This is a genomic window from Candidatus Woesearchaeota archaeon, from assembly GCA_030651375.1.
Lineage (GTDB): Archaea > Nanobdellota > Nanobdellia > Woesearchaeales > UBA12501 > JAUSFM01.
Map to the genome: position 1 here is coordinate 1 of JAUSFM010000016.1, position 25,302 is coordinate 25,302.

The 25,302-nt window shown below is 46.3% G+C and carries 28 protein-coding genes; 17 read left to right on the top strand and 11 right to left on the bottom strand.

Translation table 11 applies throughout. The annotated features are described in order from the left end of the window. Together Q7R76_05945 and Q7R76_05950 are read right to left on the bottom strand one after the other, a co-directional pair. Positions 1-1,826, bottom strand: a 1,826-nt coding sequence (locus tag Q7R76_05945; GenBank protein ID MDO8643089.1) for a right-handed parallel beta-helix repeat-containing protein, incomplete at its 3' end; no start/stop codon positions are given. 175 nt (positions 1,827-2,001) lie between these two features. Then, positions 2,002-2,862: a D-aminoacyl-tRNA deacylase gene (locus Q7R76_05950; protein ID MDO8643090.1), complete on the bottom strand. Its 861-nt coding sequence runs from the start codon at positions 2,860-2,862 to the stop codon at positions 2,002-2,004. Between the two features lie 272 nt (positions 2,863-3,134). On the opposite strand from Q7R76_05950, the gene Q7R76_05955 reads away from it, so the two are divergent. From Q7R76_05955 to Q7R76_05980, 6 genes are all read left to right on the top strand, one after another. Continuing rightward, on the top strand, positions 3,135-3,350 hold the full coding sequence (locus Q7R76_05955; protein MDO8643091.1) for a hypothetical protein: 216 nt from the start codon (positions 3,135-3,137) through the stop codon (positions 3,348-3,350). Next, on the top strand, positions 3,351-3,950 hold the full coding sequence (locus Q7R76_05960; protein ID MDO8643092.1) for a hypothetical protein: 600 nt from the start codon (positions 3,351-3,353) through the stop codon (positions 3,948-3,950). 84 nt (positions 3,951-4,034) lie between these two features. Further along, complete coding sequence (locus Q7R76_05965; protein ID MDO8643093.1) at positions 4,035-5,339, top strand: MBL fold metallo-hydrolase; 1,305 nt, start codon at positions 4,035-4,037, stop codon at positions 5,337-5,339. A 395-nt stretch (positions 5,340-5,734) separates the two neighbouring features. Next, a complete protein-coding gene (locus tag Q7R76_05970; GenBank protein ID MDO8643094.1) occupies positions 5,735-8,431 on the top strand; it encodes a calcium-translocating P-type ATPase, SERCA-type in 2,697 nt (898 codons plus the stop codon). Between the two features lie 4 nt (positions 8,432-8,435). Then, the gene (locus tag Q7R76_05975; protein ID MDO8643095.1) at positions 8,436-9,335 is read left to right on the top strand and encodes an HIT domain-containing protein; all 900 of its coding nucleotides are present in this window, start codon (positions 8,436-8,438) and stop codon (positions 9,333-9,335) included. Between the two features lie 5 nt (positions 9,336-9,340). After that, complete coding sequence (locus Q7R76_05980) at positions 9,341-9,850, top strand: HIT family protein (protein ID MDO8643096.1); 510 nt, start codon at positions 9,341-9,343, stop codon at positions 9,848-9,850. Positions 9,851-9,877: 27 nt separating this feature from the next. Here the strand turns inward: Q7R76_05980 and Q7R76_05985 are convergent, their stop codons facing one another. Then, on the bottom strand, positions 9,878-11,233 hold the full coding sequence (locus Q7R76_05985; GenBank protein MDO8643097.1) for a signal recognition particle protein Srp54: 1,356 nt from the start codon (positions 11,231-11,233) through the stop codon (positions 9,878-9,880). Positions 11,234-11,320: 87 nt separating this feature from the next. Here Q7R76_05985 and Q7R76_05990 point away from each other — a divergent pair, with 87 nt between their 5' ends. From Q7R76_05990 to Q7R76_06010, 5 genes are all read left to right on the top strand, one after another. Further along, positions 11,321-12,379, top strand: coding sequence for an ABC transporter ATP-binding protein (locus Q7R76_05990; protein ID MDO8643098.1), 1,059 nt, complete (start codon positions 11,321-11,323; stop codon positions 12,377-12,379). A gap of 45 nt (positions 12,380-12,424) precedes the next feature. Beyond that, positions 12,425-14,539 carry an ABC transporter permease gene (locus Q7R76_05995; GenBank protein ID MDO8643099.1) on the top strand — a complete coding sequence of 705 codons (2,115 nt, stop codon included), beginning with the start codon at positions 12,425-12,427 and terminating at the stop codon, positions 14,537-14,539. A 94-nt stretch (positions 14,540-14,633) separates the two neighbouring features. Next, complete coding sequence (locus Q7R76_06000) at positions 14,634-14,924, top strand: 50S ribosomal protein L21e (protein MDO8643100.1); 291 nt, start codon at positions 14,634-14,636, stop codon at positions 14,922-14,924. Between the two features lie 44 nt (positions 14,925-14,968). Further along, positions 14,969-15,430, top strand: a complete 462-nt coding sequence (locus Q7R76_06005; GenBank protein ID MDO8643101.1) for a hypothetical protein — start codon at positions 14,969-14,971, stop codon at positions 15,428-15,430. A 17-nt stretch (positions 15,431-15,447) separates the two neighbouring features. Continuing rightward, on the top strand, positions 15,448-16,017 hold the full coding sequence (locus Q7R76_06010; GenBank protein ID MDO8643102.1) for a DUF655 domain-containing protein: 570 nt from the start codon (positions 15,448-15,450) through the stop codon (positions 16,015-16,017). A 24-nt stretch (positions 16,018-16,041) separates the two neighbouring features. On the opposite strand, the gene Q7R76_06015 is transcribed toward Q7R76_06010, so the two are convergent. Continuing rightward, on the bottom strand, positions 16,042-16,590 hold the full coding sequence (locus Q7R76_06015; GenBank protein ID MDO8643103.1) for a hypothetical protein: 549 nt from the start codon (positions 16,588-16,590) through the stop codon (positions 16,042-16,044). Positions 16,591-16,663: 73 nt separating this feature from the next. Between Q7R76_06015 and Q7R76_06020 the strand changes: the two genes are divergently transcribed. Continuing rightward, entirely contained in the window at positions 16,664-17,086 is a 423-nt protein-coding gene (locus Q7R76_06020; GenBank protein MDO8643104.1) for a Holliday junction resolvase-like protein, read from the top strand. Here Q7R76_06020 and Q7R76_06025 read toward each other — a convergent pair whose 3' ends face one another. Continuing rightward, on the bottom strand, positions 17,087-18,025 hold the full coding sequence (locus tag Q7R76_06025; GenBank protein MDO8643105.1) for an FAD-dependent oxidoreductase: 939 nt from the start codon (positions 18,023-18,025) through the stop codon (positions 17,087-17,089). Positions 18,026-18,209: 184 nt separating this feature from the next. On the opposite strand from Q7R76_06025, the gene Q7R76_06030 reads away from it, so the two are divergent. Continuing rightward, positions 18,210-19,421, top strand: coding sequence for a translation initiation factor IF-2 subunit gamma (locus Q7R76_06030; GenBank protein ID MDO8643106.1), 1,212 nt, complete (start codon positions 18,210-18,212; stop codon positions 19,419-19,421). A gap of 2 nt (positions 19,422-19,423) precedes the next feature. On the opposite strand, the gene Q7R76_06035 is transcribed toward Q7R76_06030, so the two are convergent. After that, positions 19,424-19,864, bottom strand: coding sequence for a hypothetical protein (locus tag Q7R76_06035; GenBank protein ID MDO8643107.1), 441 nt, complete (start codon positions 19,862-19,864; stop codon positions 19,424-19,426). Between the two features lie 85 nt (positions 19,865-19,949). Here Q7R76_06035 and Q7R76_06040 point away from each other — a divergent pair, with 85 nt between their 5' ends. Together Q7R76_06040 and Q7R76_06045 are read left to right on the top strand one after the other, a co-directional pair. Next, positions 19,950-20,279, top strand: coding sequence for a hypothetical protein (locus Q7R76_06040; GenBank protein MDO8643108.1), 330 nt, complete (start codon positions 19,950-19,952; stop codon positions 20,277-20,279). Between the two features lie 98 nt (positions 20,280-20,377). Continuing rightward, positions 20,378-20,689, top strand: a complete 312-nt coding sequence (locus tag Q7R76_06045; GenBank protein MDO8643109.1) for a hypothetical protein — start codon at positions 20,378-20,380, stop codon at positions 20,687-20,689. Here Q7R76_06045 and Q7R76_06050 read toward each other — a convergent pair. Further along, entirely contained in the window at positions 20,686-20,838 is a 153-nt protein-coding gene (locus tag Q7R76_06050) for a hypothetical protein (GenBank protein ID MDO8643110.1), read from the bottom strand. The genes Q7R76_06045 and Q7R76_06050 overlap by 4 nt on opposite strands. A 79-nt stretch (positions 20,839-20,917) precedes the next feature. On the opposite strand from Q7R76_06050, the gene Q7R76_06055 reads away from it, so the two are divergent. Then, the gene (locus Q7R76_06055) at positions 20,918-21,238 is read left to right on the top strand and encodes a hypothetical protein (protein MDO8643111.1); all 321 of its coding nucleotides are present in this window, start codon (positions 20,918-20,920) and stop codon (positions 21,236-21,238) included. Between the two features lie 8 nt (positions 21,239-21,246). On the opposite strand, the gene ftsY is transcribed toward Q7R76_06055, so the two are convergent. The 4 genes from ftsY to Q7R76_06075 are packed head-to-tail and all read right to left on the bottom strand — an operon-like array spanning position 21,247 to position 24,582. Then, positions 21,247-22,611 carry a signal recognition particle-docking protein FtsY gene (ftsY, locus tag Q7R76_06060; protein MDO8643112.1) on the bottom strand — a complete coding sequence of 455 codons (1,365 nt, stop codon included), beginning with the start codon at positions 22,609-22,611 and terminating at the stop codon, positions 21,247-21,249. Continuing rightward, the gene (gene pfdA / locus Q7R76_06065) at positions 22,611-23,057 is read right to left on the bottom strand and encodes a prefoldin subunit alpha (protein ID MDO8643113.1); all 447 of its coding nucleotides are present in this window, start codon (positions 23,055-23,057) and stop codon (positions 22,611-22,613) included. Before pfdA ends, ftsY begins: the two co-directional genes overlap by 1 nt. After that, positions 23,054-23,740 carry a translation initiation factor IF-6 gene (locus Q7R76_06070; protein MDO8643114.1) on the bottom strand — a complete coding sequence of 229 codons (687 nt, stop codon included), beginning with the start codon at positions 23,738-23,740 and terminating at the stop codon, positions 23,054-23,056. Before Q7R76_06070 ends, pfdA begins: the two co-directional genes overlap by 4 nt. Before the next feature lie 56 nt (positions 23,741-23,796). After that, positions 23,797-24,582 (bottom strand): ScpA family protein, encoded by a 786-nt coding sequence (locus Q7R76_06075; protein MDO8643115.1) that lies wholly within the window; start codon positions 24,580-24,582, stop codon positions 23,797-23,799. A 142-nt stretch (positions 24,583-24,724) separates the two neighbouring features. On the opposite strand from Q7R76_06075, the gene Q7R76_06080 reads away from it, so the two are divergent. Then, positions 24,725-25,300, top strand: coding sequence for a DNA-3-methyladenine glycosylase I (locus tag Q7R76_06080; GenBank protein MDO8643116.1), 576 nt, complete (start codon positions 24,725-24,727; stop codon positions 25,298-25,300). The last annotated feature ends 2 nt before the right edge of the window (positions 25,301-25,302 follow it).

Consider the following 25,302-nt stretch of genomic DNA (forward strand, 5'->3'; position numbering starts at 1 on the left):
TTCTTGACAGTTATATTGTGGAAGGAAATGAAACTACTTCCATTAACATAAATACCGAAACCACTCGGAGACAACCCCGGCCAACCCTGACCAGCAAGCCACAACGTTGACAAATTAACAAAGCTGCTGTTGGTTGATACATTGATTAAGACGTTTGACGTGCCATTGATGTTTGAAAGAGTCACGTTGTCGTAATCAGAGGTTATGTTCGTGCTGTTGATAATTTGCAAAGCGTTGTGTGTCGCGTTGATAATATTAAAGTTACTCATGTTAACCCTTGATGTATTGAAAATCAACAACCCATGCAAACCTGCACGAGTTGAGTTGAAGCCATCAAGCGTTGCGTTCAACACACGATCAAGGGCGTAATCAGCCGCTGAACTGTTGAAGGTTGACACGCTAACGTTGTGCAAGTTGATATCATTCGACTGATTGAAGATAATGCCCTTCATCGACACGTTGTAGACATGTTCGCCCTTGAGCGTCGTATTGCTGCCGTTGATGAATTCAAGGCCGACTGCCGTGCTGTTCGTCCAGGTGTTGTTCTTCAATGAGAGGTTGAATGAGTTGTTCGCCAGCAAGAGCCAGTTTGTTGCGAACGTCATGTTATTGTTGCGCATTTCGCTGTCTCCCGTCATGTTCATAAGCACGTCACCCGTGCAATTGGCAATTTCGTTGTCAACGAGCGTGTTTCTTCCTCCCTGCTCAACGTGAACACACCAGCCGCCATTAGTGGTATTAGCAAGGACATTGTTAGTGGCGGTTGCATTGAAAACACCAGTCAGGAAAAGAAGGGCATTTGTCGTGTTGGTGGTAAATCCAGAGGAAGTGAAGTTGTTCTCAAGGATGGTGTGGTTTGTACTATTGGCAAGCCAGAGACCAGTTGTGGCATTGCCGAAGCTGTTATTGGCAATGTAGTGGCCAGTTCCGTTGCTTCTGATATTAGCCAGTACGGAGTTGTGTGAGAAGCGGTTGCTGTATAGGACAACCCGGTTGGTTGAGATGTTTATTCCAGCACCAGCACTCACGTTGACATTAGTTGCTCCTGCGATAGTGATGTTGACAAAGGAGATATTGATGTTGGCGCCATTTTTGGCCCAGATGACATCGTGGAGATTGTTTCCTTGATTCGCAGCACCGCTCGTGTTGCCGGTGATATTGCTAAATTCTGAATTCATGATGGTGATGTTGTTTGAGTCGCCGGCAATGTGCACACCGCCAAAGTTGGTGTCGCGAACTTGGAAGTTGTTAATGACGACATTACTGCTGTTAGTAATGTTGACGGCAAGAGTTTCGTTTGTTTCAGCAGCAGTTTGGTTTGTGTCTCCAATGCCGATAAGGGTACAGTTTTCAATAGTAACGACAGAATTTGTCCCATTGATATGTATCCAGTTTCTCAAGCTTGCATTGCCGCCGGTCGCGTTAATAGTAAAATTCGCACCATGTCCGGTGGTGTTTCCAGTGTTGTTGCCGCTGCAGGCAATGTTGAGGCTGGCGTTGCTTGATGAGTTGATGATAATAAGACTGTTTTCATAGACATACGTACCTCCAGAACATATTTTAAGAACACTAATATTGCCGTAAATAAAATTGTTACTGTTGTTCATCAGCGGCCGTGTTCCTGCAGTCAGGTCATCACAATCGCGCGGGTGTGTCGCATTAGGAGTAGTGTCATCAAAATTGTCGCCGTCGGCATCAGCAGCAAAAACGTGCATGGCTGCGCCCAAGAGAATAATCATCGTGCAGAGGAGGAGAAGTGTTTTGAAAAAGACTGAACCGTTGTTGTTGCTAAATAAAGAAATTTTTGCACGCTTCGAAAATTTCATGACATCAACCTCTTTTTTGTTCCAATGGTTGGAACTTGTATGATAACGAATATGTTATGGACTATTCAAGAAGTTTTGATATTTAAATGTTGTTATTTTGGAAAAAAATAAGAGGGAAAAAAGAAAGATTATTTTCTTGTTTACACTTTGAAGTGAAAATGAAGTGAAAAAAAGATCAGTCGCCAATAGTTTTGTAGAGAATTGCGTTGCGCTCGAGCAGTTCTTTTATTTCTTGTTTTCTGCCGCCCAGCCCTTTCCCATCAAGTAACACAATGCGGGCGTTTGATTTTGTTATGGCCTGCTTGATAAGTTCTCCGGTTAGCCCCTCAACAGCATATTTTGCGCAGAGATGGCCAAGCGCGTAGTTTGATTGCTCCATGCATTTCAAGAAATTTGGTGCATAATGCGGCCCGCCGATGCCAAACGCAGGCACAAAACGTTTTTCCAGCGCAGGAATGTCCGCATTGAACAGGGAAAGAAGCGCTGCTGCAGTCTTTTTGCCAAAAATCGAATTATTCCATGATGTTTCATCCGAACCGATTTCAACAAAAATGGTTGGCACATCCAGCGCAGGCCCGTGATGCGTTGCTTCCATGACCACTTCATGTGTTGGAACATCAGTACATTGGATTTTCAGTTGTTCCCAGAGAAAACGAAGCACCTGTGGATTGGTCGGACATAGTTTTCCTGCATCGCCGCCCAATAACGAATGCCCAAAGTTGCCTGGTGCATGGACGCAGATGCTTTGAACGCCTTTTTCACTGCGGTGCGTGGTTGGAAACAGTAGAAGATCGGTTTTCCAGGAAATACCTGCGTTGTTGAGGGTTTCTGCAATTTTTTCATCGTAGTGCTCGCAGAAGATGCATTTAGTATCGGTCGTGAACATATATATAGTGTTCGTAGCAGTTTTTAGGAGCCAAACTGGCTGATTTTCATATATAATAGGTGTTTTCTGCCACGATGCCTGCGTAAGAAGGCCTGTTTGGATGTTCAGCCCAGCAAAGTCAGGCGTTGTAATGAGCACGGCGATGTTCATGGAGGGTGAGAAGTGCTGGGACAATAAAAGGTTTTTGATTCTATTAAATAAGTATTTTTCACCACATTTTAATATGTTTTTTTCGCTTAAAAAAGAAAAATATTTAAATAAGCTTATAAATAGATATAAAAATAAGTATCAATTGAAAAACACGACGAAAATGAAAAAACACAACCTTTAAATATAAGTAAAAATATAACATAAAAAAAGATAGAAAAAAGAAATCAAAAAATACTTATTTAATCTATTTCACCACACAGCGAGGCACGGCGATGACTGATATCCGCAGAAAGCTTTACCGGCGCGGCAGCAGCTATGAAACCACCATTCCTATGCCCCTTCTCTTTGCCCTTGACCTTACCAAAAAACAGAACGTCATTTTCACCTACGACAAGCACGCCAACCGATGGTATCTCGGCTTTGAAGAAGCAGAAACACAGCCACCGATACGAAACGGAAACGACGAACGTGATCGGCGGAGGCGCTAAATGATTCACGCAATCAAAAAATACATCAAGCAGGAACTCAAGAAGGGATACTCACTGCCTATTGTCAAGGAAGAGCTGAAACACAAGGGATTTTCTGATGATGAAATCGCCAGCGCACTCTATGAGACCACCACACCGCGTATTTCATTCCTCCATCTGCTAGTGCTCATCCTTGGCCTTGTCACACTTGATTCAATTTTGGGCACAGTGTTTCTTGCCGTGCCACTCGGCATGGTTTCGGTCATTGGTAGATATCTTATCCTATTTCTAATCCCGCTCCTGCTCGGCTTGCTTAATTATTGGATTATCGGCCAAGCAGTGGTTGATGACCTTGAAAAAAATCTGGCAGGCATTGTCACACCGCTGCCACTGGTTTTTCTCCTGCATAATTTCTTGAGCTTCAACAATCTCCTCGTGCCGCTCGGTGCAGGAATCGCAGCACTCTGGTACGCAGCAGCGCATCTTATTCCTTTTATTATTGAGAACATCGAAGAAAAAGACCACCCGTGGGTATGGCTCGTTCTCGCCGCAGCATGCATTGGCGTAACGCTGCTTGCAACACAGCTCATTAACGTATTTGCATTTGTCAGGTTCAACTAAATCAACTAAAAAAATCAAAAAAAGAAACACAAAAACAAACGATACCAAAAAAAACGAAAATAAAAAAACAAAAAAAAGGAGAAGATGGAACTCGTGATTCACGGCGGCGCACAGGAAGTTGGACGGAGTTGTGTAGAGCTGATTACAGAAAAATATACGCGCATACTATTCGACGCAGGGCTCAAGATGGCAGAACACGGCTCTGAATTCCCGGAAAGCGTCACCAATCTTTCAGAGATAGATGCGGTCCTGCTCAGCCACGCGCACCTCGACCACTGCGGTGCACTGCCCTACTTCGACCACAACGGGCTTGAATGCCCCATCTATGCAACCGGAGCAACAAAAGCACTCACAAAACTTATCCTTGAAGACGCATTCAAAGTCGGCCAGCTCACCCATCAAGAACTTGGCTATTTCCAGGACGATGTGCGTGCGGCAATTGCCTGCATGAGCAACATGAAGTCCCGCCAAAAAGGGATAGTAAATGAAGTGCGTTTTTCCCTGCACAGCATCAATCATATTCCTGGTGCAGCGGCCATTCTCGTCGAGGCAGAAGGCAAACGCATTCTCTACACTGGTGACATAAAAATGGACGAGACGCAGCTCCAGCCTGCAACAGATCTTGGCAGTGCGCAAGAAAATATTCATACGCTTATCTGTGAATCAACCTATGGGGACAGGGAACATCCAGACCGAAAAAAAACAGAGAAGGAATTTATTAACGAGATAAAAACAACGATTGCCCGCGGCGGTTCGGTATTGATTCCAGTATTTGCCATCGGCAGGGCACAGGAAATCCTGTTGGTCATCGGAAACGCGTACGACCAAGGCCTGATTCCGGCAAACGTGCCGTATTACCTTGATGGTATGGCTGCTGCTGCAACAAAAATAACAATCGAGTATCCTGAATCAATAAAACAATCCGCACGCCTTGCTCAATGCTTTCGCCGCGCGCAAAAAATAACGAATCCTCGAGAGCGAATTGCCGCAGTGAGAAAACAAGGCATTTTTATCACGACATCAGGCATGCTAACCGGCGGGCCGATTATTGAGTACCTCAAATGCCTCAACAATTCGCGCAACGCGCTTCTTCTTACTGGTTATCAGGGCGAGCACACGAACGGACGGCTTCTCGAAGAAGAAGGAATGGTGTTTATCGATGGCTGGAAAACACGAGTGCATTGCAGCTGGAAAAAATTCGACTTCAGCGCGCATGCCGGCTTGAGCGAATTGAAACGGCTCATCCGCACCATTCATCCGAAACAAGTTGCATTCGTCCACGGCGATCCTGCTGCCATCAAAAATATTGCAGTATGGGCCAGCGCCATGGACATCACCACTCATGCGCCAAATATGTGTGATAAAATCCATATACCGTTGGGGGGTTGACACGGTCAACCCCTTTTATGTTCCTCATTCAGTAACCCATTGGTTCAGCTTAGAAAAAAAGAAACAAAGAGCACGGGAAAAAGTAGGTGATGGACGGAAACAGCAGCCGGCGAACAAAAACCCGTTGGGCGGGTTTCAAAGGATGCTGTTTCCTTTTATATTCCTTACTATTCATCAAATAGCGAAGAGAAAAAAAAAAGAAAGCGAAAACGTAAAAAATGAGGTGAATCCATGAAACCAACAGACTATCCGATGGATTACATTGAGAATTTGACGTTTCGGATGCTGAAGAAGATGAGCGAAAAAGAAGAAGAGCAAGAAGATGAAAAAAACAATTAACCAATAGGCTAATAGAGACTGATGAATCACGACGGCAATGAACAGACGAAACGACAATGACGCATTTTTATGCACAGGAGTTTGGAACCGTTTTAGCTAATTTGCAGACGACAAAAAAGGGGATTACCAGCGATGAGGCGCAGAGACGGATTGCCCAATATGGGATGAATGAGATACAAGAAGGGGAACAGGTTTCGCCGCTAAAGATTTTTCTTTCGCAGTTCAGCAGCCTTATTATCTGGATTTTAATAACCGCAATGGCTATCTCTGCCATGCTCGGTGAGATAACTGATGCAGTGGTTATCGGCGTTATTCTTATCGCAAACGCAGTTATCGGATTTGTGCAGGAATACCGAGCTGAACGCGCCATTGCAGCATTAAAACAACTTGCTGCACCAAGGGCAATCGTGGTACGAGACGGCGTGGAAAAAGAAATTGATGCGCGATACTTGGTGCCGGGTGATGTTATTTTGCTCGTCAGTGGAGATAAGGTTCCTGCTGATGCTCGGCTCATAGAGGCAATTGATATAAAAACACAGGAAGCGTCATTAACCGGTGAGTCAAATCCCATAAACAAAAGTGCCGGTGCCCTGTGCAGTGAAACAACACTGGTTGCCGACTGCAAAAACGCGTTGTTTGCCGGCACGATGGTAGTGAATGGAAAAGCCAGAGCCGTGGTCTGTGCAACAGGCATGCGCACAGAAATCGGAAAAATTGCGCATCTTCTTCAAACAGTTACGCCCGAGCCAACGCCGCTGCAGAAAAAAATGAAAGAGCTTGGCAGATGGATTAGTATTATCACGCTGGGAATCTGTGCAGTTGTTTTTCTTGCAGGCATAGTACAAGGAAAGCCAGTTCTTGAGTTTTTCATTGTTGCGGTGTCACTGGCAGTTGCAGCAATTCCCGAAGGGCTTCCGGCAGTAGTAACTATTTCTCTTGCGATGGGTGTCCGCCGCATGGTTAAAAAAAATGCACTCGTCAGAAACCTCCCGTCGGTTGAGACGTTGGGAAGCACCACCGTCATCTGCACGGACAAAACAGGCACGCTCACACACAATGAGATGACGGTGAAGCGAATATACGTCGATGGAAAAGATATCGAGGTTGGTGGCGCCGGATACAAACCTGATGGAACAATATCGCAAAAAACACTGAATATGCACCTGCTCCTGAAAATGGGGGCGTTGAACAATGACGCAAAACTAAATGAGCAGGAATGGAAAATTATCGGCGACCCCACTGAGGGCGCATTGCTCGTCAGTGCCTTGAAGGCACAACTTGATTACAAGCTTCTGAATCTCCAATGTAAACGCATTGAGGAAATTCCGTTTACCTCGGAACGGAAAATGATGACCACGGTGCATGAAATTGACGGCAGATGGTATGTGTATGTGAAAGGAGCGCCGGATATGATTCTTGAAAAATGTGCCTACGTTCAAACCGAGAACAAAAAAATAAAAATGGATCGAGGAGAAAAGCATACGATTCTTGAAAAAAACAAACAGTATGCATCCAGCGCATTGCGCGTGCTCGGGTTTGCGTACAAAGAGATAAAAAAAGAGAGTAAAAATAATCAGCCGCGCAAAGAACTTGAAAAGGATCTCATCTTTGTCGGCTTGCAGGCCATGATCGACCCGCCGCGCGAAGAGGTGCGTGAGGCTATCCGCAAATGTATGACCGCTGGCATAAAAATAATTATGGTCACGGGCGACCACAAGGAAACTGCGGTTGCCATTGCCCGAGAGTTGGGGCTTGATGGCCGGGCGATTTCAGGCGCGGAGATTGACACCATTGATCTTGACAAAGAAGTAGAAAACATTCACGTCTATGCGCGGGTTGACCCGCGGCACAAGCTGAAAATTGTGGAGGCGCTGAAGAAAAAGGGCCACGTCGTTGCCATGACTGGCGACGGGGTGAATGATGCACCAGCGCTGAAAAAAGCAGATATCGGTATTGCAATGGGCATCACCGGCACTGATGTGTCAAAAGAGGCATCAGACATGATTCTTACCGACGATAATTTTGCGTCGATTGTCAATGCGGTAGAAGAAGGCCGCGGCACGTACGATAATATCCGCAAATATTTTGCGTATTTGATATCAGGAAATATTTCTGAAGTGCTGATTATTTTTGGAAGCATTATCCTCGGATTGCCGCTTCCTCTGACTGCCACTCAGTTGTTGTTCATCAATCTGGTAACCGACGGCATGCCGGCGGTTGCGCTCAGCGCTGATCCATTTGAGCCAAATGCTATGTACCGCCAGCCACGGAAAAAAAATGAGCCAATTCACAAAGGGCTGAATGTATTTATCGTACATTATTCAATTATTGTAGCCATCACCGCACTGGTGGTGTTTAGCTGGTTTTATTTCAAGCGCGGCGACCTTGCACAGGCAAAGACCGCAGCATTTTTGGTGATATGCATGAGTGAATTGTATCAGGCGTTTGCATGCCGCTCACTGAGGTATACTGCATGGAGCGTCGGACTGACAAAAAACAAGTATTTGCTTCTTGCCGTGTTCAGTTCTCTGGCACTGATTTTCGCAGCGCTCTTTATTCCGCCATTCGGTGCACTCTTGCAAATAGTGCCGCTTGCAATCAGTGATATCATCATTATTTCGCTGGTGTCAAGCATTGGCGCACTGGTGATTGAAGTGTCCAAAATCATTAAAAACAGTGCCGGCCAAAGCGGTCAAACAAGTCAAATCAATCTGCACAACAAGTATCAGAACAATCTGCAGAATCAGGCGTGACCCTATGCAGCTCAGCCCGGAACAACAGCAGGCACTTGAACAGCAGAAAGCGCAATGCCCGTTCTGCAAAATAATTAAAGGCGAGATTCCAGCAAAAAAAGTATTTGAGGATGAGCTGTTTGTCATTGTTCTTGACATTAACCCAGCGGCGCGCGGCCATATGCTGCTTGTGCCAAAGGAACATTATCCCATTATGCCGGTGATTCCGCCGCCGGTGCTTGCAAAATTGTTTGAGTTGACGCAGGAAGCGAGCAGGCTGTGTTACACTGCGATGGTTACTCATGGCAGCACGGCATTCATTGCCAACGGCGCTGCGGCAGGCCAGCAGAGCGCGCATTTTCTGATGCACGTGATTCCACGCGAAAAAAATGACGGGCTGGGCACGTTTGATGTCCCAAAAAAAAGCATGGCAGAAGACCCCAAGTTCACTGAAGCGCTGCGGCACAACATCAGTGCCCTGATGCGTCAGCAGTTTGGCAGCGCCCGTGACATTCCGCCTCCCCAGCCGCCAAAAAAAGAGTATATCAAGGGAATTATTGAGATGAATAAGCCGTTGCTAGAGTTGGTGCTGGGCCAGCCGGCGCAGTTCAAGAAGCTGGTTGAACAGAACCAGCAGCTTAAGGAGTTGTTCCGCGACAAAAATGTTGATGAGATAATGAAGGAGATACAGCACGAACATGCAACAAAGCGTGAGCACGACGATATGAAAAAGAAAAGTGACGCACTGGGGCAAGAAGAGAAAAAAAATCACCAGACAGAAAAGGCGCTTGACGCTGAATTTGAAGAAGTCAAAAAAGCGCTGGGCAGTGAAAAGAACGAAGAGAAAAAAGAGGATAGAAGCGAAAAAACAAAAAAGAAAGAAGAAAAAGCAGATCTTGACACGATTGCCAAACTCTTTGCGTGAAAACAATGGCATGCACGTACTGCGAACCGGAAAAAGAAAAAAAAGGAATGTGTTATGAAGATACAAATATGATCGTTTTTATCGAGCAGCAGCCTGCAGCGCAGGGGCATCTGGTTATAGTGCCAAAAAAACATACCGCAACAATACGCGACTGCATACCAGATGTTGCCCAGAAATTACTGCGCGCAGCATCCGCATGCTCAACCGCAGTTTTTGAGCTGGTTGGCGCGCATGGAACAAATATTCTCTGCACCGAAGGGCTTGATGACCATTTCGCCGTGCACGTCATTCCGCGCAAAAGTGAGGATGGGCTTGATTTCCGCTGGCAGCCAAAACAGCTGGCACCGGAAGAGATGGACAATGTTATGGAACGGCTGAAAGAAAAAGCGTTTTACATCGGCAAAAAAAACCAGCAAGCGATGGTGCCTGATGCGGAAGAAATGAAAAAAGAAACCGAAGAATTCTTTGACGAGGAAGAAGATTACATGATTAAGCATATTCAGAGAATACCGTGAAGAAGCAACGAGTTAACGAAAGGGAGATTACCGAAATGGCATCTTCAATCCTTTCATTTTCTTCATCATTTTTTCCATGTTGCCTTCGCTGCCCTTGAGCATCTTCATCATCTTCTTGCCGTTCTTGTATTGTTTCAGCATATCCCGAACATCGCCGACTGACCGTCCGGAGCCTTTGGCAATGCGCTCAAGCCGGTTGCCGCTGATGGTTTCCGGATCCTCAAGCTCTTCCTTGGTGCAGGAATCCATGACAAATTTCCAAGTATCAAGTTTGCCTTCCTGCATGTCCATCATTTCTTTGGGCAGCTTCACCTGGCCGAAGCCAGGAATCATCTCGATAATTTTTGAGAGCGGACCCATTTTTCTGACTGCTTTCAGCTGCTCATAAAGATCAACGAGATTAAATTCGCCTTTAAGAAACTTTTTGCCGAGGTCTTGTGCCTGCTCTTCGCTGATTGATTCTTTTGCTTTTTCAAGCAGCGCCTCAATGTCGCCCATGCCGAGCATTTTCCCCACAAAATTTTTCGGCCTGAATTTTTCAAGGTCATCAATTTTTTCGCCGACACCGATGAAGCCGACCTTTGCGCCGGTGACTGCACACGCTGCAAGGGCTCCTCCGCCTCTCGCGCTGCCTTCCATTTTCGTGATGATAACGCTATCAACGGCGGATGTTTCATGGAATGTTTTTGCCTGTTTTTCCGCCGCCTGCCCGATGTCAGCGCTGATGACGAGCCATGAATGCTGGGGTTTGACAGCATCGGCAAGTTGTTTCAGCTCGCCAATTAATTCGTCGGACAGCGCATCCCTGCCGGCAGTATCAATGATGACAAGCTCATAGTTTTTCAGCTCATCTTTGAATTGGTTGTAGATTTTGACGGGATTTTTTTCTTTGGGGTTGCCAAAGACCGGAATTTCAATCTGGGCGCCGAGCTGCTGCAGTTGCGCATAGGCAGCAGGCCGCCAAGTGTCAGTCGAAACAAGAGCAACGGTATGGCCACGCTTTTTGTAGAATTTTCCCAGCTTTGCGGCAGTGGTTGTTTTGCCGTTGCCAAACAAGCCAACAAGCATGATGGTGGTTGGCTTGATGTTTTCATCAAGGGAAACTTTGATTTCTTCTTCGCCCAAGAACGCGACAAGTTCGTCATACACAATCTTGATGAGCCATTCTTTTTTTGATAGTGCGCCCGGCGGCTCTTCCTTCAATGCCCGATCCTTTATTTTTTTGGTGAGCTCAAACACCAGCTTGACGTTGATGTCGGACGTGAGAAGCGCTTTTTGGATGTCTTTGACTAACTCGTTAATCAGCTTGTCATCAACAAACAGCGCACTGCTGATTTTGTTGAGCGTATTCTTCAGGCTTTCGCCCAGCTTCTCGAGGACCATGACAAACAGGTTTTATCTGGGGTTTATAAAATATTCGGCGGATTTCACAACAAACTTTAAAAACTCCTGTACCGTAAATCTTTATTAATGGATACACCGGGAAAAAAGAGTGATAGCGTAGCTACTCCTATGCCTGTTTCTATGCTGCAATCTCTGGGGCTTCCTATCATCAAGCTCGAAAATGTTTCAAAAAGATTCTCCACGCATACCGTGCTGAACAACATCACGCTTTCAGTGTACAAAGGTGAAATTTTTGGCATCATCGGCGTGTCCGGCGCAGGAAAAACCACCCTGCTTGAACTGCTCATCGGTTTCCTGAAGCCGGACGATGGCACCATCAGACTGCACATGGGCGGCTTGCTCGGCGATGCCAACGAATCGGAAAACTATGCGTCACTGCAGGAACATCCGAATGTGGCAAAGAGTTTGTTCGGCTTTGCAACGCAGAAGCCCTCATTTTACGACGACCTCACGGTACGGGAAAATTTGGATTACTTCGGCGAAATGTACGGCATTCGCGACGCCGTACTGCAGAGAAACATCCAGACAGTACTCGACCTTGTTGGCCTCACCCAGCAGGAGCACGCGTTTTCCGGCGAGCTTTCCGGCGGCATGCAGAAGCGCTTGGACATTGCCTGCGCGCTGGTGCACAACCCGAAAATTTTGATTCTCGACGAGCCAACCGCTGACCTTGATATCATCCTCCGCAAACACTTTTGGGAGCTGGTCAGGAGAATCAACCGCAACGGCACGACAATTATTCTCGCCTCTCATTTTCTTGATGAAATCGAAAACTTGTGCAGCCGCATTGCCGTGCTCCACAACCAGCAGATTGTGAGGGAGGGGAGTGTTGATGAGCTCAAGAAATTGTATGCAAAAAATCAGGAGCTTCATCTCGTCGTCAAGAGCCGCGATTACCGCACTCTTATCGCCTACCTACAACAACAGAGCCGCTTCAGCGTCACCCGGATGACGCGCGAAGGCCAGCAGCTGGTCATCCATTCACCGCAGGCCGAAGAGCTGCTGCACCATGTGATCCATGTCGTTGAAAAAAATAATGACCAAGTGATGGATATTTTCCTCAACAAGCCAAACCTCAACGAAGTGTTTGAGCTGATAACCAAAAACGCGTTTAACGAACAATAACAAAGACGACAAAATAACAACGTGGCCAGGAATTGGTAATGAACCATGAACCTTCAAAAACTGCACAAGATTATTGAGAAAAATATGAAGCTTCTCCTGCGCAGCAAGAGCTCTGCAGTGATTATTATTTTCGGCCCGATTGTGCTCATCACCCTACTCGGGCTTGCGTTTGGCAACACCCAGCAGTACACGCTCAACGTCGGTGTGTATTCGTCGGATTATAATGCGTTTTCTGAATCACTCCTTGCAAAGCTCAATCAGAGAGGGTATGGAGTGATACGGGAACCCGCTGAAACCATTTGTATCGAGCATGTCAAAACAAAGGACTCAAACGTGTGCATGGTGTTTCCAAAAGACCTTGAAGTGAAGCAGGATGTGATTCAAGATATTACGTTCCATGTTGATTTTTCAAATATTAATTTGGTGTATAGCATCATTTCAGCGATTTCTTCAGGTGTTGATGATAAGGCAAAAGAGGTGAGCATTTCACTGACGCAGGACCTGCTCAACCGGCTGCAGCGCACCGAGGCAATTGTTGACGAGCGCGTGCCCACCCTCGTTGGGCTCACCCAGAAAAGCGACACGATCAAGCAAGAAACCGAGCGCATGTTTCTGACGATGAATAATTTGAACCTCACACTGGAAAGTAACGCAAGCCTTGTCCAGGTTGAAACTGAAATTGCATTCCTCCGCAACCTTGCGTATGAGTCAATCCGGGAAACAAATGATCTTGTGGATGTGCTGGATGCAGAAGTGAAGACGCTGCATGGCAACAAAACCGGTGCGGAGCACTACCTCGATACTGCCGACGAGCAGTTTGCACAATTTCGCAGTGATTTGTCGGATTCAGATGCAAAAATGCAGCAGCATATCGGCGGCCTGCGCACGTATGTTGCTGATGTTAACAACAAACTCGGTGCAGTGCAGAACACTCGCGGTTCAGTCCTCACCTCCTTAACAAACATCAAGACTGATTTACAGAGCAGCGTTGGCATGCTCAATGATCTCCAAACATCGCTGAATGAGATGAAACGGCTGACCACGACGGTTGAGATTACCAATGCCGAAAAAATTGTTAACCCGCTCACCACGCACATCGTGCCGATAACTGAAGAAGAAACCCATTTTAATTATCTCTTCCCAACACTCCTTGTGTTGGTGATTATGATTACCAGCATCCTGTTGGCGTCGACGATAATTATGGTTGAGAAAAAATCAAAATCATTCTTCCGTAACTACATCACGCCGACCAGTGAGACCTTGTTTTTGTTCGGCACGTACCTGACGACACTTATTATTATGGTTATGCAAGTCAGCATTTTCCTGCTTATTTCGTCGCTGTTTTTTGACACTGCGATCGTGCCATCGCTCTTCAAAACCCCCATTTTATTGTTTTTTATTGTGAGCTTTTTTATTCTGGTCGGCACCCTTATTGGCATTTTCTTCAAGTCAGAAGAGCTCACCACGCTCGCGTCAATCACGGTTGCCAGTGTCATGCTCTTTTTTTCAAGCACTATTCTGCCGCTGGAAAGCATGCCACCTTTTTTCAAAACCTTGGCCTCGCTCAATCCGTTTGTGTTGAGCGAGAGCCTGCTCAAAGAAGCCATCTTGTTCAACCTCGACCTTGCCACGCTGATGGACAAAATGTACCTGCTGATTTTGTACAGTATTATCATTGCGGTGTTTTGCGTCAAGCTTCAGCAGTGGCTCCGTGATGACATGTTTTACAACCTGCACAAATCGCGCCGGTTTGTTGAGCTGCGCGGCATGCGAGTGTTCAGCAGATTTTCAAAAGCAGGCGCGAATGCCCGACTGCGCATCAAACGGGCCATGCATCCGCAAGTTGGGCTAAAACAAAACCCGCTCCGGGCAATGTTTGGTTTCCTGACACTCGGCCTATTCCAAAAATCTCCTGCATCGCCCCAGTTGGCAAACAAGGACAGCCAAGTTGAACAGGATCTTATGCATGACCTTGATCCGTTCAGTAGCCCAGCGGAAAATAGTGTGCAGGATAAACGCATTGAGGGAGCTGAAAAAGTGCCAGAAAAAAGAGCACTCCTCCCATCGCTGTCAGCCCCCCCTCCTCCGCCCCCGGAGCTCTCGGTAAAAAAAGGTTCGGCAGAAACAAGCAAACTGCGGGAAAAGCTGAAGAAGTTGTGAATTGGAGGATACTTTATAAATTCAAGCGTGTTTTTCAGATAGATTTAAATAGAGGGAAAAAACACAACGGGCTATACAGAGGGGGAGAACGACCATGGTACAGCGAAAAGGCTCACGAAGGCGTAAAACAAGGCATAAGCTTCTCAAACCGCTCCGCAGCAAAGGAAAAATGAGCGTTGTCAAGTTCCTCCAGCAGTTCAAAGAAGGAGACAAGGTCGTTCTCAAGGCCGAGCCGGGCTACCAGAAAGGTGCCTATCATTTCAAGTTCCACGGACGATTCGGTATAGTAACGGGCCAACAAGGCAAATGTTACACCGTTGCGATGAGCGATCAGGGAAAGCAGAAGAATTTGATTGTGCACCCGGTTCATCTGAAGCGGCTCTAAAAAATAGAGAATAAGAATAATAAAAGATAAAAGTAGGATACCTCATGACCACACTCAAAATCATCAGCGAAACACCAATCATGCTCGCGCAGCTCAAGGAAGATTTGGCGCGCATCAAGCAGCGTGACGGAGAATTAAATTTTCGTGCCAGCAAAACTGAAGAGTACCTAAACCAGTTTGTCGGCTTGAGCGGCGAAAAGGCAGAGGAAATTGCAAAAAAGATTGAGTCGTTGGACATACCACGCCTCAAGCCCGAGCATATTGCCAAGATAGTTGACTTGATGCCAAACTCGCTTGATGAAATGAAAACAATTCTGAGCTCATATACGATCACGGTCAGCGCTGAAAACGTGGCGGCGATTGTAGAAGCAGTCAAGCCGTATCTTGCTGAAAACAAGGCAACCATTGACGCGTATGTGCCGCCTGCTGCGCCAGTTCCTGAAGTGGCAGAAAAAATAGAAGAAGCAACAGTCGCAGTATCTGCTGAACCGCCGGCTGCTGAATAAGTTCCGAGAGGTGAGTTATGGAACCTGAACACCGCGCCAAAGAGGAGTATGCCATTGTTCTTGATTTTCTCCAGCATGGATACCCATTTGACAAGCGGCCGAGCCATAAGAAAACACCAATCGCACAAGCCATTGGCAAAGACCATTTTACCCTTCTTGAATTAGTGCCAAAACCAGGCATTTTCCTGCAGCCGTATGAAGAAGTCTATATCGGCATCGACAAGCGCGACAAGGTGCACCATATCAATGGAAAGCTTGAGATAACCCGGCTGACCGGAACAGCAAGCCAGGAACTCCACCATGTGGTTGAAAAGATGGTGATGGACCACGAACAGCAGTTTATCAAATTTTTTAACACCGCAGCGCCTTTAACCACGCGCATGCACCAGCTGGAGCTTCTTCCCGGACTCGGCAAGAAACACATGTGGGAAATCATTGAAGCGCGGGACGAAAAGCTGTTCGACAACTTCGACGACTTGAAAAAACGAGTTAAGCTCATGCCGGAGCCAAAGAAAATTCTCGTACTCCGTATAATTTCTGAACTGGAAGGGCGAGAGAAGCATAATTTGTTTGTGGGAAGAATGTAAACTGCAACCAGTATTTTTTTATTTTCAAATAAACAATTTCAACAAGACTTCTGCAAAGTTCATGAACAAAAAAATGTTCCAGGCAAGATGGGTAACTAGATAAATAATTCTTTTATGCATCTGGCCAGTCTGAAAGAACAAAACGAGCAGGAAAAAAAGAGCGTTGATGATAACGACGTGCGCAATGCCAAGCCAGACAATGCCCAGTGATTTGACGAGCGAAAGAGCCCACAACAGTGCAGGGGACAGAACAATATTCAAGGCGTTGTTGATTGACATATTGGTGGTGATAAAATTATGCACCAGCAGAGTCAGGAACATGAAAAAAACGCCTGCCTTGGTGCCGAAGGCATAGAAGCACAAAAACGACGTAAGGGTAATAAGCTCAATTGCAACCACGCGGTTCTGGAAATACATCCATACCAGCGCGATGAACGCGTTCAGCGCAAGAAACACCGCCATAACCATTATTTTTTTGAAAAACAGCAGCACGCCAATGCCGAGCAGCACAAGAATAATCCATTTGATATACTGCTTGAAAAAGTCTTTGATGAAAGTGCCGATTTTTTTCATGGAACAAAGAAAGAGGCCGAAGTATTTATGTATTGTGGAAAAACTTTATTAAACACACTATGTTCCACCTAGTATGCCCATCCCCACCCTCACCGTCCTCGCCATCCTTGTCATTGCTCTCATCTTCCTCGCCATCGGCTATTTCTTGGGCCAGAAAATCGGTGCCCATGTTGCCAACAAAAAGTGGGAAAACAAGCTCGGTGACATCCGGAATGATGCTATCAAGCGCTCCCGTGCCGTGTTGTCCGGCCAGTTCACCGAACAGCTCGCCCCCTATCTGCCAAACTTTGTACACTCCCCGTCAGAGGTGCGATTCATCGGCAAGCCAGTTGATTTTATTGTCTTCAAAGGAATGGATGAACAGAACATCAGCGAAGTGGTGTTTGTCGAGGTAAAAACCGGCACGTCAAAACTGAATAACCAGCAGAAAAACTTGAAAGAAACCATCCAGAAAAAACGCGTGCGATGGGAAGAATATAACCCAACGAACAAATAATTAATTCTTTCCAGTCGTCAAATATTTATACGCTTCCAGCGCAGCGGTTGCGCCCATGCCGGCTGAAATAACGGTCTGTTTGTAGGGCGTGATGGTCATATCGCCAGCCGCAAACAGTCCTGGTGTTTTTGTTTTGCAGTGAAGGTCAACAACAATTTCGCCGGCAGGGTTCGTTTCAACCAGCCCGGCAACTAAGGAGCTGTCGGTTTCGTAACCGATCTCAATAAACACGCCTTGCACTGAAAGCTCTTTTCGTTTTTTTGTGGTGGCGTCCTCAACAACAAGGGCGTTGACAAATTTTTCTCCCTTGATTTCAACCGGAGCGTGGTTGAGGAGTTCAGTTATTTTCTTTTCCTTGCGCATTTTTTGCACGGTGACTGGATCCGCACGATATTCGCCACGACGGTGGACAATGAATACTTTTTTCGCAATGGTTGCCATTTCAAGCGCCGCCTCAACCGCAGCATTGCCGCCGCCGATAATGACAACATCCTTGTTCGGAAACAGCGGGCCATCGCAGGTCGTGCAGGTTGTTGCGCCGCGGCCCATCCATTCCTTTTCACCGTGGATGTTGAGCTTGCGCTGTTTTCTGCCGAACGTGAGAATGACGGATTTGGTGGTTAGTTTGGTGCCATCTTCAAGAAGAACTGAGAAGCCATTTTTTTCTCTCGTAACCCGAGTCGCTTTTTCCGAAAGCACTTCGGCGCCCCAGGTCTTTGCCTGTTTTTCGAAAATGTTCATCAGCGCAGTGCCTGTGCCTTTTTCATAGCCAGGATAATTCTGGATATCATTGGTCAGCGTTGTTTCGCCGCCCGGCCGTGGGCCAACCAGAAGAACTGTTTTGAGCATTTTTCTGCCAGTGTACATCGCTGCAGTCATGCCTGCAGCGCCACCGCCGACGATAACCACGTCGTATACTGCTCCTTTTTTTGGTGCCATGCCACCTGTGCAGGTGGCAGGCTTTATTAAGTTTATTTTTTTAATTACTCCAAACAAGTTGAGCAAACCTTTATAAACGAGGGGCTTTTTTGAACGTACTATGGGAACAAAGGCAAAAAAAGCAGACGAGACCACCGCATCAAACTCACCAAACTCTGATGCAGTGCTGAACAGCCCGCCTGCCATGAACATCGGCCTTGTTGGCCACGTTGACCACGGCAAAACCACGCTCACCGAACGGCTTTCGGGAAAGTGGACTGACACGCATTCTGAAGAATTAAAACGCGGAATCACCATACGCCTCGGATATGCTGATGTCATTATTCGAAAATGCCCAACGTGCCCTGAACCAAGAGGGTACACCACTAAGGAAACCTGCCCTGCATGCAATGGTCCCACAGTTCCGGTGCGCAAGATAAGTATCGTTGATGCACCGGGCCACGAGAGCCTCATGGCAACCATGCTCGCCGGCGCAACCATTATGGACGGTGTACTCTTGCTTGTTGCGGCAAATGAAACCTGCCCCCAACCGCAAACCCGCGAGCACCTTATGGCGCTGACCATTATGGGCATAAAAAATGTTATTGTCGTCCAGAATAAAATTGACCTGATTAAACACGACGCTGCGGTCAAAAATTACCAGGAGATTAAGGCATTTCTGAAAGGAACGCCGTTTGAAAACGCTCCGATTCTTCCGGTTTCGGCAAAACATAACGTCAATATCGATGTGCTTCTGCACCACATTATCACGGTGCTTACGGTACCGAAACGTGATGAAACAAAAGAGCCGCTTCTCTATGTCGCACGTTCCTTTGATATCAACAAGCCGGGCAGCGACCCTGAAAAAGTAGTGGGCGGTGTGCTCGGCGGCGCGCTTGCACAGGGAAAACTAAAAAAAGGCGAAATGGTAGAAATTCGCCCGGGCAGAAAAATCGAAAAAGAAAATAAAGTTATCTATGAGCCCTTGACGACCAGTATTTCTGAATTGAAAACGGGCGGCACAAGCGTTGAGGACATAAAGCCCGGCGGCTCGGTCGGTGTCATGACAACGCTTGACCCGAGTATTGTCAAATCAGACGCACTTGCGGGCAATGTGGTTGGACGGCCGGGAAACATGCCGCCGGTCTGGTACGACGTGACACTTGATGTCAAATTACTCAAGCGAGTGGTCGGTGCAAAAATCGCAGAAGAAGTTGACCCGCTCCGCATGGGTGAACCGCTCATGCTGAATGTCAATGCCGCAGCAACCGTCGGCGTGATTACAGAGCTTAGCAAAAACAAATGTGTCTGCAAATTAAAAATTCCCGTGTGTGCTGACGTTGGGCAACGCATTACAATCTCACGCAGAATGGCAAACCGATTCCGACTCATCGGCTTCGGTGTGATTAAAGGATAGAATTAATCAAATCGCGTGTTCCAGCGGTACCAGCTCGATGAGATGCACGCAACAACCGAAGAAACAATCGTGCCGGGCACCACAAAATTTCTGATAAGATCAAGCATTGCAGTGATAGTTACCCCCTTGTCAACTGTCATCAGCGCACCGAGAAAGCCACCAATCATGCCGCCCAAGAAACCAAGCCATGCGCCGGCAACAATGCTTGTTTTCGTCGGGCCGATGAAACTCAGCGCCGCTTCTTTGCATTTTTTTACCGACAACAAGCCGGCCCATGCGGCAATAAATACCAGCACAGCCCATTGGACGTAGGATGTGAAAAACAACTGGAGAAACGCAAGCCGCTCATACACCATGACCGGCACACTCAACGCGTTGTAAAAGATGATAAGAAGTAAGGGAACGCGGATGATGTCGAGATAGATGCGCAAGCGAAGGTCCATAGTTCCTCTTTTTTAATTCTTAGGGGTGTTATTGTTTTTAAATGTTGCCACAAATTATTTAAAGAAAAAGAGTGTTCTAAAGGGTATGACAACCGACATCAGCCATCCCGTACGGAATGCGTTTCAGGAACTGGGGCACCGAGCACGCGTTGCGGCGACCAGCGCCTATGTTGCGCTTCCTTTTCTGATGGCGAGTGTGCCGAGTGTTGCGTATGGGCATGAGACAGGAGAGGCGCATTCGCATATAGGTGATCATTGGGTAGCGGTTAGTATTGCCGCAGGTCTTGCCGGTACAGTTATCTATAAGGGGACTAATTACGCTACGAGAGCTCGTTCACCGACTGCCCGATTTGTTGCTCATGCAGCCACTGTAGCCACTCTTAGTGCTATGGCCATTGCTGCAAATTATTTGTAAATTAATGAGAGAATTTTTTCTTTCACAACCCAATATTTCCCATAACCTTCTCCTTGTCAAACAATTGCTTTAAATAGAAAAAGAGTTTGTGTTCTGGTATGCCCTACACTCTTGTTTTTGATGAGGTGATGAAAAAACAGCTCGTCAAAGCGGCAAAGAACCAGCAGCTGAAAGAAATGTTGACGGCTATGTTTGACGAAATTGAGCAAAAGGGTCCTGACGCTGGTGTGCTCGTTGATTCTCATTTGTTTATCTATGAAATGAAGAGCAAACATCCGCCCGTTCGGCTCTATTTCAAACATCACCTTGCGACAAACGAAATGTATGTTTTTGAGTTTGAAATGAAAACAAGCCCTAAAAAACAAAAAAAGACGATTAACAAACTACGGTTTAAGGCAGGAAATCTTTAGAATCCGACATCTTTTCGGGTGAACTTTTTTCCGTCAGCAAGATTTCGCTCAAATTCACATAACCGCTGGTATAATGAGGTCTGGCGAAGTGTTTCAAGCTCGGTCTGCATCTGCTTATATTCCTGTTTTGGAATAGTTACTGTTTCCATATTATATAAGAATGTTCATCTTCTTTATATACTTTTCGCCACCAAAAAGTATATAAAAGCATGTTAGTTTCTCATAAAAATGGACATCGGCCAAAGAACAATAGAAATTGCACGCGACGTTGGACACCGTGTACAACAGGCAGCAACAAGCGCCTATGTTACACTTCCGATTCTGATGGCGAGTGCACCGAGTGTTGCGTATGGGCATGAGACGGGACAGGCGCATCAACATCCGGTTTCACCGTATGAACTTGTATTCTTAATCGGAGGCATTAGTTTAGGAACAGATCTTATCAAACTTGGTTGCACATCTGATTATAATAGAAAATCTGCTGGAGCGTGCATTAGTACAGGAGTTGCTTTGCTTGTTGGAACACTAGCATATGCTTCATCGCATTAAGAAATAAGTCACAGCCCAATACTTCCCATAACCTTCTCTTTATCAAACACTTCCAAATCATCGTACTTCTGGCCAGTGCCAAAATAAGAAATTGGTTTCTTGGTGATGTACGAAACAGAGAGCGCTGCACCACCTTTTTCATCAACATCTGCCTTTGTCAGAATGATACAATCAAATGAAATCGCCTCATTAAACGTCCGTGCCTGTTCAACGCAGTCGTTGCCCGTGATGCTTTCGCCGACAAAAATCTTGAGGTCAGGTTTCGCAACCCGCACAATTTTTTTCATTTCGTCAATCAGGTTGGTGTTGCTGTGCATCCGGCCGGCGGTGTCAATCAGCACAACGTCAATGCTTTTTGCGTGGGCGTATTTTACCGCGTCGAATGCGACGGCAGCAGGATCCGCACCATAATCGTGCTTGATAACTTTGACGCCCAGCTTTTCGCCGTGCTCCTCAAGCTGCTGAATGGCAGCGGCACGGAACGTATCCGCAGCCGCAATGACAATTGTCAGATTATGTTTCTTCAACAAGTGCGCCAGTTTTGCAATCGTGGTTGTTTTTCCGCTGCCGTTGATGCCGACGAACGAAATGATGAATGGCTTTTCTTTTTTCTGCTTGATGCGAGCGAACAAATCAATAGAAGGGAGGTCAAAAAGGTCTGATACAGAGTGTTTGAGTGTTTTCTGGATATGCTCTTCAAGTTTGCCACGCGGGATGCGTTGTGCCACGAGACTTTTTTTCAGGTCATCGCGGATTTTGTCGATGACTTCGACCGCGACGTTGTTTTCCAAGAGCGCAATTTCAAGATCGCTAAAGACGTCTTCAAATTTGTCGTCTGACAGCGTGGTGGTCGTGATGGATTCTTTGAAGCGGGTGAAAAAGCCTTTTTCTTTGGATACTTCTTCGGTTTCTTCAGATTCTTTTGGTTCTTCTTCACGCTCTTCTGATTCAGCTTCTTCCTCTTCTTCAGATTCTTCTTGTTCTCCTTCTTCAGCTTTTGTTGGTTCTTCTTTTTCTTCTTTAAAGATGCTTTCTTTCAGCCGTGAGAAAAATCCTTTCTTTTCTTCTTTTGGAGTTTCTTTTGTTTCTTCAGCAACTTCTTTTTCTTTTGGCAGTTCTGTGATTTCTTCAAGTAGTGCTTGTTTTTGTTCTTCTTGTACTGGTTTTTCTTTTTGAGGTTTTTTCTCTTTTTTAATTTTTATCAGCGTTTCTTTTTTCTGCCCCTTTATGTTTTCTTTTGCCTTTTCCTTTGTTGCCGGCTTTTTTTCTGTTTTCTTTTCTTTTTTTTCTATAGTTTTCTCTGATTTTTCATCTACGTCTTGTGTAAACTTTTTCAGCGCGTCCTTCAGTTTATCTTTTAGAAATCCGAACATTATTCTTCACTCTGTGCCAGGGCCCGAAGCTCTTTCTGCATGCCAGTGAGATGGTGGCGAATCAGCTGCACTTGTTCAGCGAGCTGCATTTTTGCCGTGCCGATTTCATTGATTTGGTCTTGAATCAATTTGATGGTGTCAGGAATGGTCTTCGCCACAGCGATGTTTGCACCAACATTGACGAGCAGTTTTTCCGGTTCTTTGACACTAGCACGCATGAACACACCGCCGGAGACTGGAACAAACACATCGGTTCCTGATTTTACGGTGGTGAGCTCTTCAAGCCCGTCTTTCACGCCGGACAATTCAGTTAATTGGCCATCAAATGTCTCAATTTGTTTTTCAAATTGCTGCATCTGCTGAAGGAGCATTTTGAGGTGCATGAATTTTTTTTGGGTTTCTTCTTTGGTTTCCAGTTTTGGTTGGGATTGTGGTTCTTTGCTCATTGGTTCACCTTGAGGTACCCGAGCGCTTCGTCGGCATTCGTGATTTCAGGTCCACCGCTGGCGTCGCTGGCGACAAACCCTTTGCTGTTGGCGATGATGCCTGAGCGCACGTACGGGCTTGCCATGCTCATGGTGCCGGTCTGGCAGGAGATGCCGAGCAGTGTTTCAACTTCTTTAATTTCTTCTTCAGTTGCATCACGGTGGATAAGGCATCCTTGATTGGTAGCAACTGCGCATGAGCCGACGACCGTGAGGCCTGCAATGGTTCCAGGGTGGAGTGGGACATTGAGCGCCTGCCGAATTTCTTTTTTGGTGTCAGCGCCAAAATCAGTGCTGGCGAGGCAGCCGGTGTCGTTACAGAGCACCAAGTTGCCCAATGCAGTAAGCTTTGAGTTTATAACCTTTACGTTGATACCCAACGATTTCAGGTAGTCGACTTCTTCAGGAAATGCGATTTTTGGAACGAGCAGGCAATTGTTGTTGCCGGCGCAAAAAACCCCGACAAGGGACGTGCCGCATATTCTGATGGTGTACGCAGGCACCTGCAACGCTGCGCTGATTTTTCGCACGAGGTGTGGAGGAACATCAGCACCGAGAAGACAATAGGTGTCAGTTGCAAAGCCATACAGGCCAATGTTCGGGTTGCCCTCCACTGAGGCGACAACAATGTGTTTAGTGAGCATGGCTAAAAAGAACAAGGGAGGGTTTAAATAGGTTGCGGATTACAAGGGTAACGAAGCTACGAAGCTTCAGCAGAATCAGGATCAGGAGCTGCGTCAATAACCGCTTTTTCAATTTCCTTGTCAATATTTTCTTTGATAACTTTGATGCTTATTTCGCCGAAATGTTCCGGCTGGTCAAGGTCAAGCTTGCGCTGTGTTGAGAGATGGAGCAAGGGAATGAATGTGTAAATCTTAGCGATTTTTGAGGTGTCCGGAAGAATGCTGGTAAAAGTGACTTTTTTTTCAGCGTCAAGGCGGAAGAGCACGAGCAGTTTCATGTAAATCTGTGTCATGAGCTCGTTGAGGTCCATCTTTTTTTCCGGGATTTCGAGCTTGAGCTGGCGTGGGATTCGCAGCATGCGCCGCTCTTCGACGTCAAGCGCCCGCTTCAGCGCATCAAGCAGATCATAGATGGAAACCTTGCGTTTTCTTGGCTGGGGAGTTCTTGGAATCAGGCGCAGCTGGTGATACTTGGCGCGATCAAACATGAACGGCATGCCCGGATCTTCAGTGAGCAGTTCATCCTCGCTGCCGTCGATAAGGTTGTCAAACTGGGCAACATCTTCAGTAAGAAACCGCTGTGACTTAATCCGGAGAAGAATGGCTGCGGCGAGCACGACTTTTCCAGAGATGCGCAAGTCCGCTTTTTTCATCTCTTTGACCATCTCGATGTACTTGTTGGCAAGCACAGAAATGTCAATGTCCCAAGGATCAATGTTTTCTTGTTTAACTAATTCGAGAAGAAGACTTTGCCACGTAATTTCGTCTTGATGAAAAAGGATGTTAAAAATTTGCTGTTCCATGGGCTTTTTGACGCTTTTTTCCTCCTTTGACACTAAAAGTTGAAGCAGCTGAGGTTTATAAACCTGTCGGTTTTTTGAGGGGTGTTTTGAGGAGTGAGATGGATGACAATCCTTTTATATTCTCACGGAAAAGAAAAGGCCCATGAACCGCTGCCATTGGGTCGATGTCAACAATCCGCTGTATGTGGAATACCACGACGAAGAATGGGGCGTGCCGGTGTATGATGATGGAAAGCTGTTTGAGATGCTCATTCTCGAAGGCGCGCAGGCAGGCCTGTCATGGAGCACGGTGTTGAAGAAGCGTGAAAACTATCGCAAGGCTTTTGACTGCTTTGATGCCAGAAAAGTGGCGGCGTACGGCGATGCAAAAATAACATCACTGCTCACCAACGAGGGAATTATCAGGAATAAACTAAAAATAACCTCCGCGGTGCGCAATGCAAAAATATTTTTGGATATTGCAAAAGAATTCGGTTCGTTTAGCCAGTACATCTGGTCGTTTGTTGATTCAAAACAAATAACGAATGCAGTTAAAACATTCAAAGAACTGCCGGCAAAAACCGAGCTTTCCGATAGGATTTCAACTGATCTCAAAAAACGCGGGATGAACTTTGTCGGCTCGACCATTATCTACGCCTTTTTGCAGGCGGTGGGCGTGGTGAATGACCATGAAGTTGGGTGCTTTAGGTATAGAGAAATTAGTAATCAGAGAAAATGAAG

Coding starts and splice junctions, on each gene's coding strand:
- Q7R76_05950 (MDO8643090.1), bottom strand. CDS start 2,862: ATGAACATCGCCGTGCTCATTACAACGCCTGACTTTGCTGGGCTGAAC.
- Q7R76_05955 (MDO8643091.1), top strand. CDS start 3,135: ATGACTGATATCCGCAGAAAGCTTTACCGGCGCGGCAGCAGCTATGAA.
- Q7R76_05960 (MDO8643092.1), top strand. CDS start 3,351: ATGATTCACGCAATCAAAAAATACATCAAGCAGGAACTCAAGAAGGGA.
- Q7R76_05965 (MDO8643093.1), top strand. CDS start 4,035: ATGGAACTCGTGATTCACGGCGGCGCACAGGAAGTTGGACGGAGTTGT.
- Q7R76_05970 (MDO8643094.1), top strand. CDS start 5,735: ATGACGCATTTTTATGCACAGGAGTTTGGAACCGTTTTAGCTAATTTG.
- Q7R76_05975 (MDO8643095.1), top strand. CDS start 8,436: ATGCAGCTCAGCCCGGAACAACAGCAGGCACTTGAACAGCAGAAAGCG.
- Q7R76_05980 (MDO8643096.1), top strand. CDS start 9,341: ATGGCATGCACGTACTGCGAACCGGAAAAAGAAAAAAAAGGAATGTGT.
- Q7R76_05985 (MDO8643097.1), bottom strand. CDS start 11,233: ATGGTCCTCGAGAAGCTGGGCGAAAGCCTGAAGAATACGCTCAACAAA.
- Q7R76_05990 (MDO8643098.1), top strand. CDS start 11,321: ATGGATACACCGGGAAAAAAGAGTGATAGCGTAGCTACTCCTATGCCT.
- Q7R76_05995 (MDO8643099.1), top strand. CDS start 12,425: ATGAACCTTCAAAAACTGCACAAGATTATTGAGAAAAATATGAAGCTT.
- Q7R76_06000 (MDO8643100.1), top strand. CDS start 14,634: ATGGTACAGCGAAAAGGCTCACGAAGGCGTAAAACAAGGCATAAGCTT.
- Q7R76_06005 (MDO8643101.1), top strand. CDS start 14,969: ATGACCACACTCAAAATCATCAGCGAAACACCAATCATGCTCGCGCAG.
- Q7R76_06010 (MDO8643102.1), top strand. CDS start 15,448: ATGGAACCTGAACACCGCGCCAAAGAGGAGTATGCCATTGTTCTTGAT.
- Q7R76_06015 (MDO8643103.1), bottom strand. CDS start 16,590: ATGAAAAAAATCGGCACTTTCATCAAAGACTTTTTCAAGCAGTATATC.
- Q7R76_06020 (MDO8643104.1), top strand. CDS start 16,664: ATGCCCATCCCCACCCTCACCGTCCTCGCCATCCTTGTCATTGCTCTC.
- Q7R76_06025 (MDO8643105.1), bottom strand. CDS start 18,025: ATGGCACCAAAAAAAGGAGCAGTATACGACGTGGTTATCGTCGGCGGT.
- Q7R76_06030 (MDO8643106.1), top strand. CDS start 18,210: ATGAACATCGGCCTTGTTGGCCACGTTGACCACGGCAAAACCACGCTC.
- Q7R76_06035 (MDO8643107.1), bottom strand. CDS start 19,864: ATGGACCTTCGCTTGCGCATCTATCTCGACATCATCCGCGTTCCCTTA.
- Q7R76_06040 (MDO8643108.1), top strand. CDS start 19,950: ATGACAACCGACATCAGCCATCCCGTACGGAATGCGTTTCAGGAACTG.
- Q7R76_06045 (MDO8643109.1), top strand. CDS start 20,378: ATGCCCTACACTCTTGTTTTTGATGAGGTGATGAAAAAACAGCTCGTC.
- Q7R76_06050 (MDO8643110.1), bottom strand. CDS start 20,838: ATGGAAACAGTAACTATTCCAAAACAGGAATATAAGCAGATGCAGACC.
- Q7R76_06055 (MDO8643111.1), top strand. CDS start 20,918: ATGGACATCGGCCAAAGAACAATAGAAATTGCACGCGACGTTGGACAC.
- ftsY (MDO8643112.1), bottom strand. CDS start 22,611: ATGTTCGGATTTCTAAAAGATAAACTGAAGGACGCGCTGAAAAAGTTT.
- pfdA (MDO8643113.1), bottom strand. CDS start 23,057: ATGAGCAAAGAACCACAATCCCAACCAAAACTGGAAACCAAAGAAGAA.
- Q7R76_06070 (MDO8643114.1), bottom strand. CDS start 23,740: ATGCTCACTAAACACATTGTTGTCGCCTCAGTGGAGGGCAACCCGAAC.
- Q7R76_06075 (MDO8643115.1), bottom strand. CDS start 24,582: ATGGAACAGCAAATTTTTAACATCCTTTTTCATCAAGACGAAATTACG.
- Q7R76_06080 (MDO8643116.1), top strand. CDS start 24,725: ATGAACCGCTGCCATTGGGTCGATGTCAACAATCCGCTGTATGTGGAA.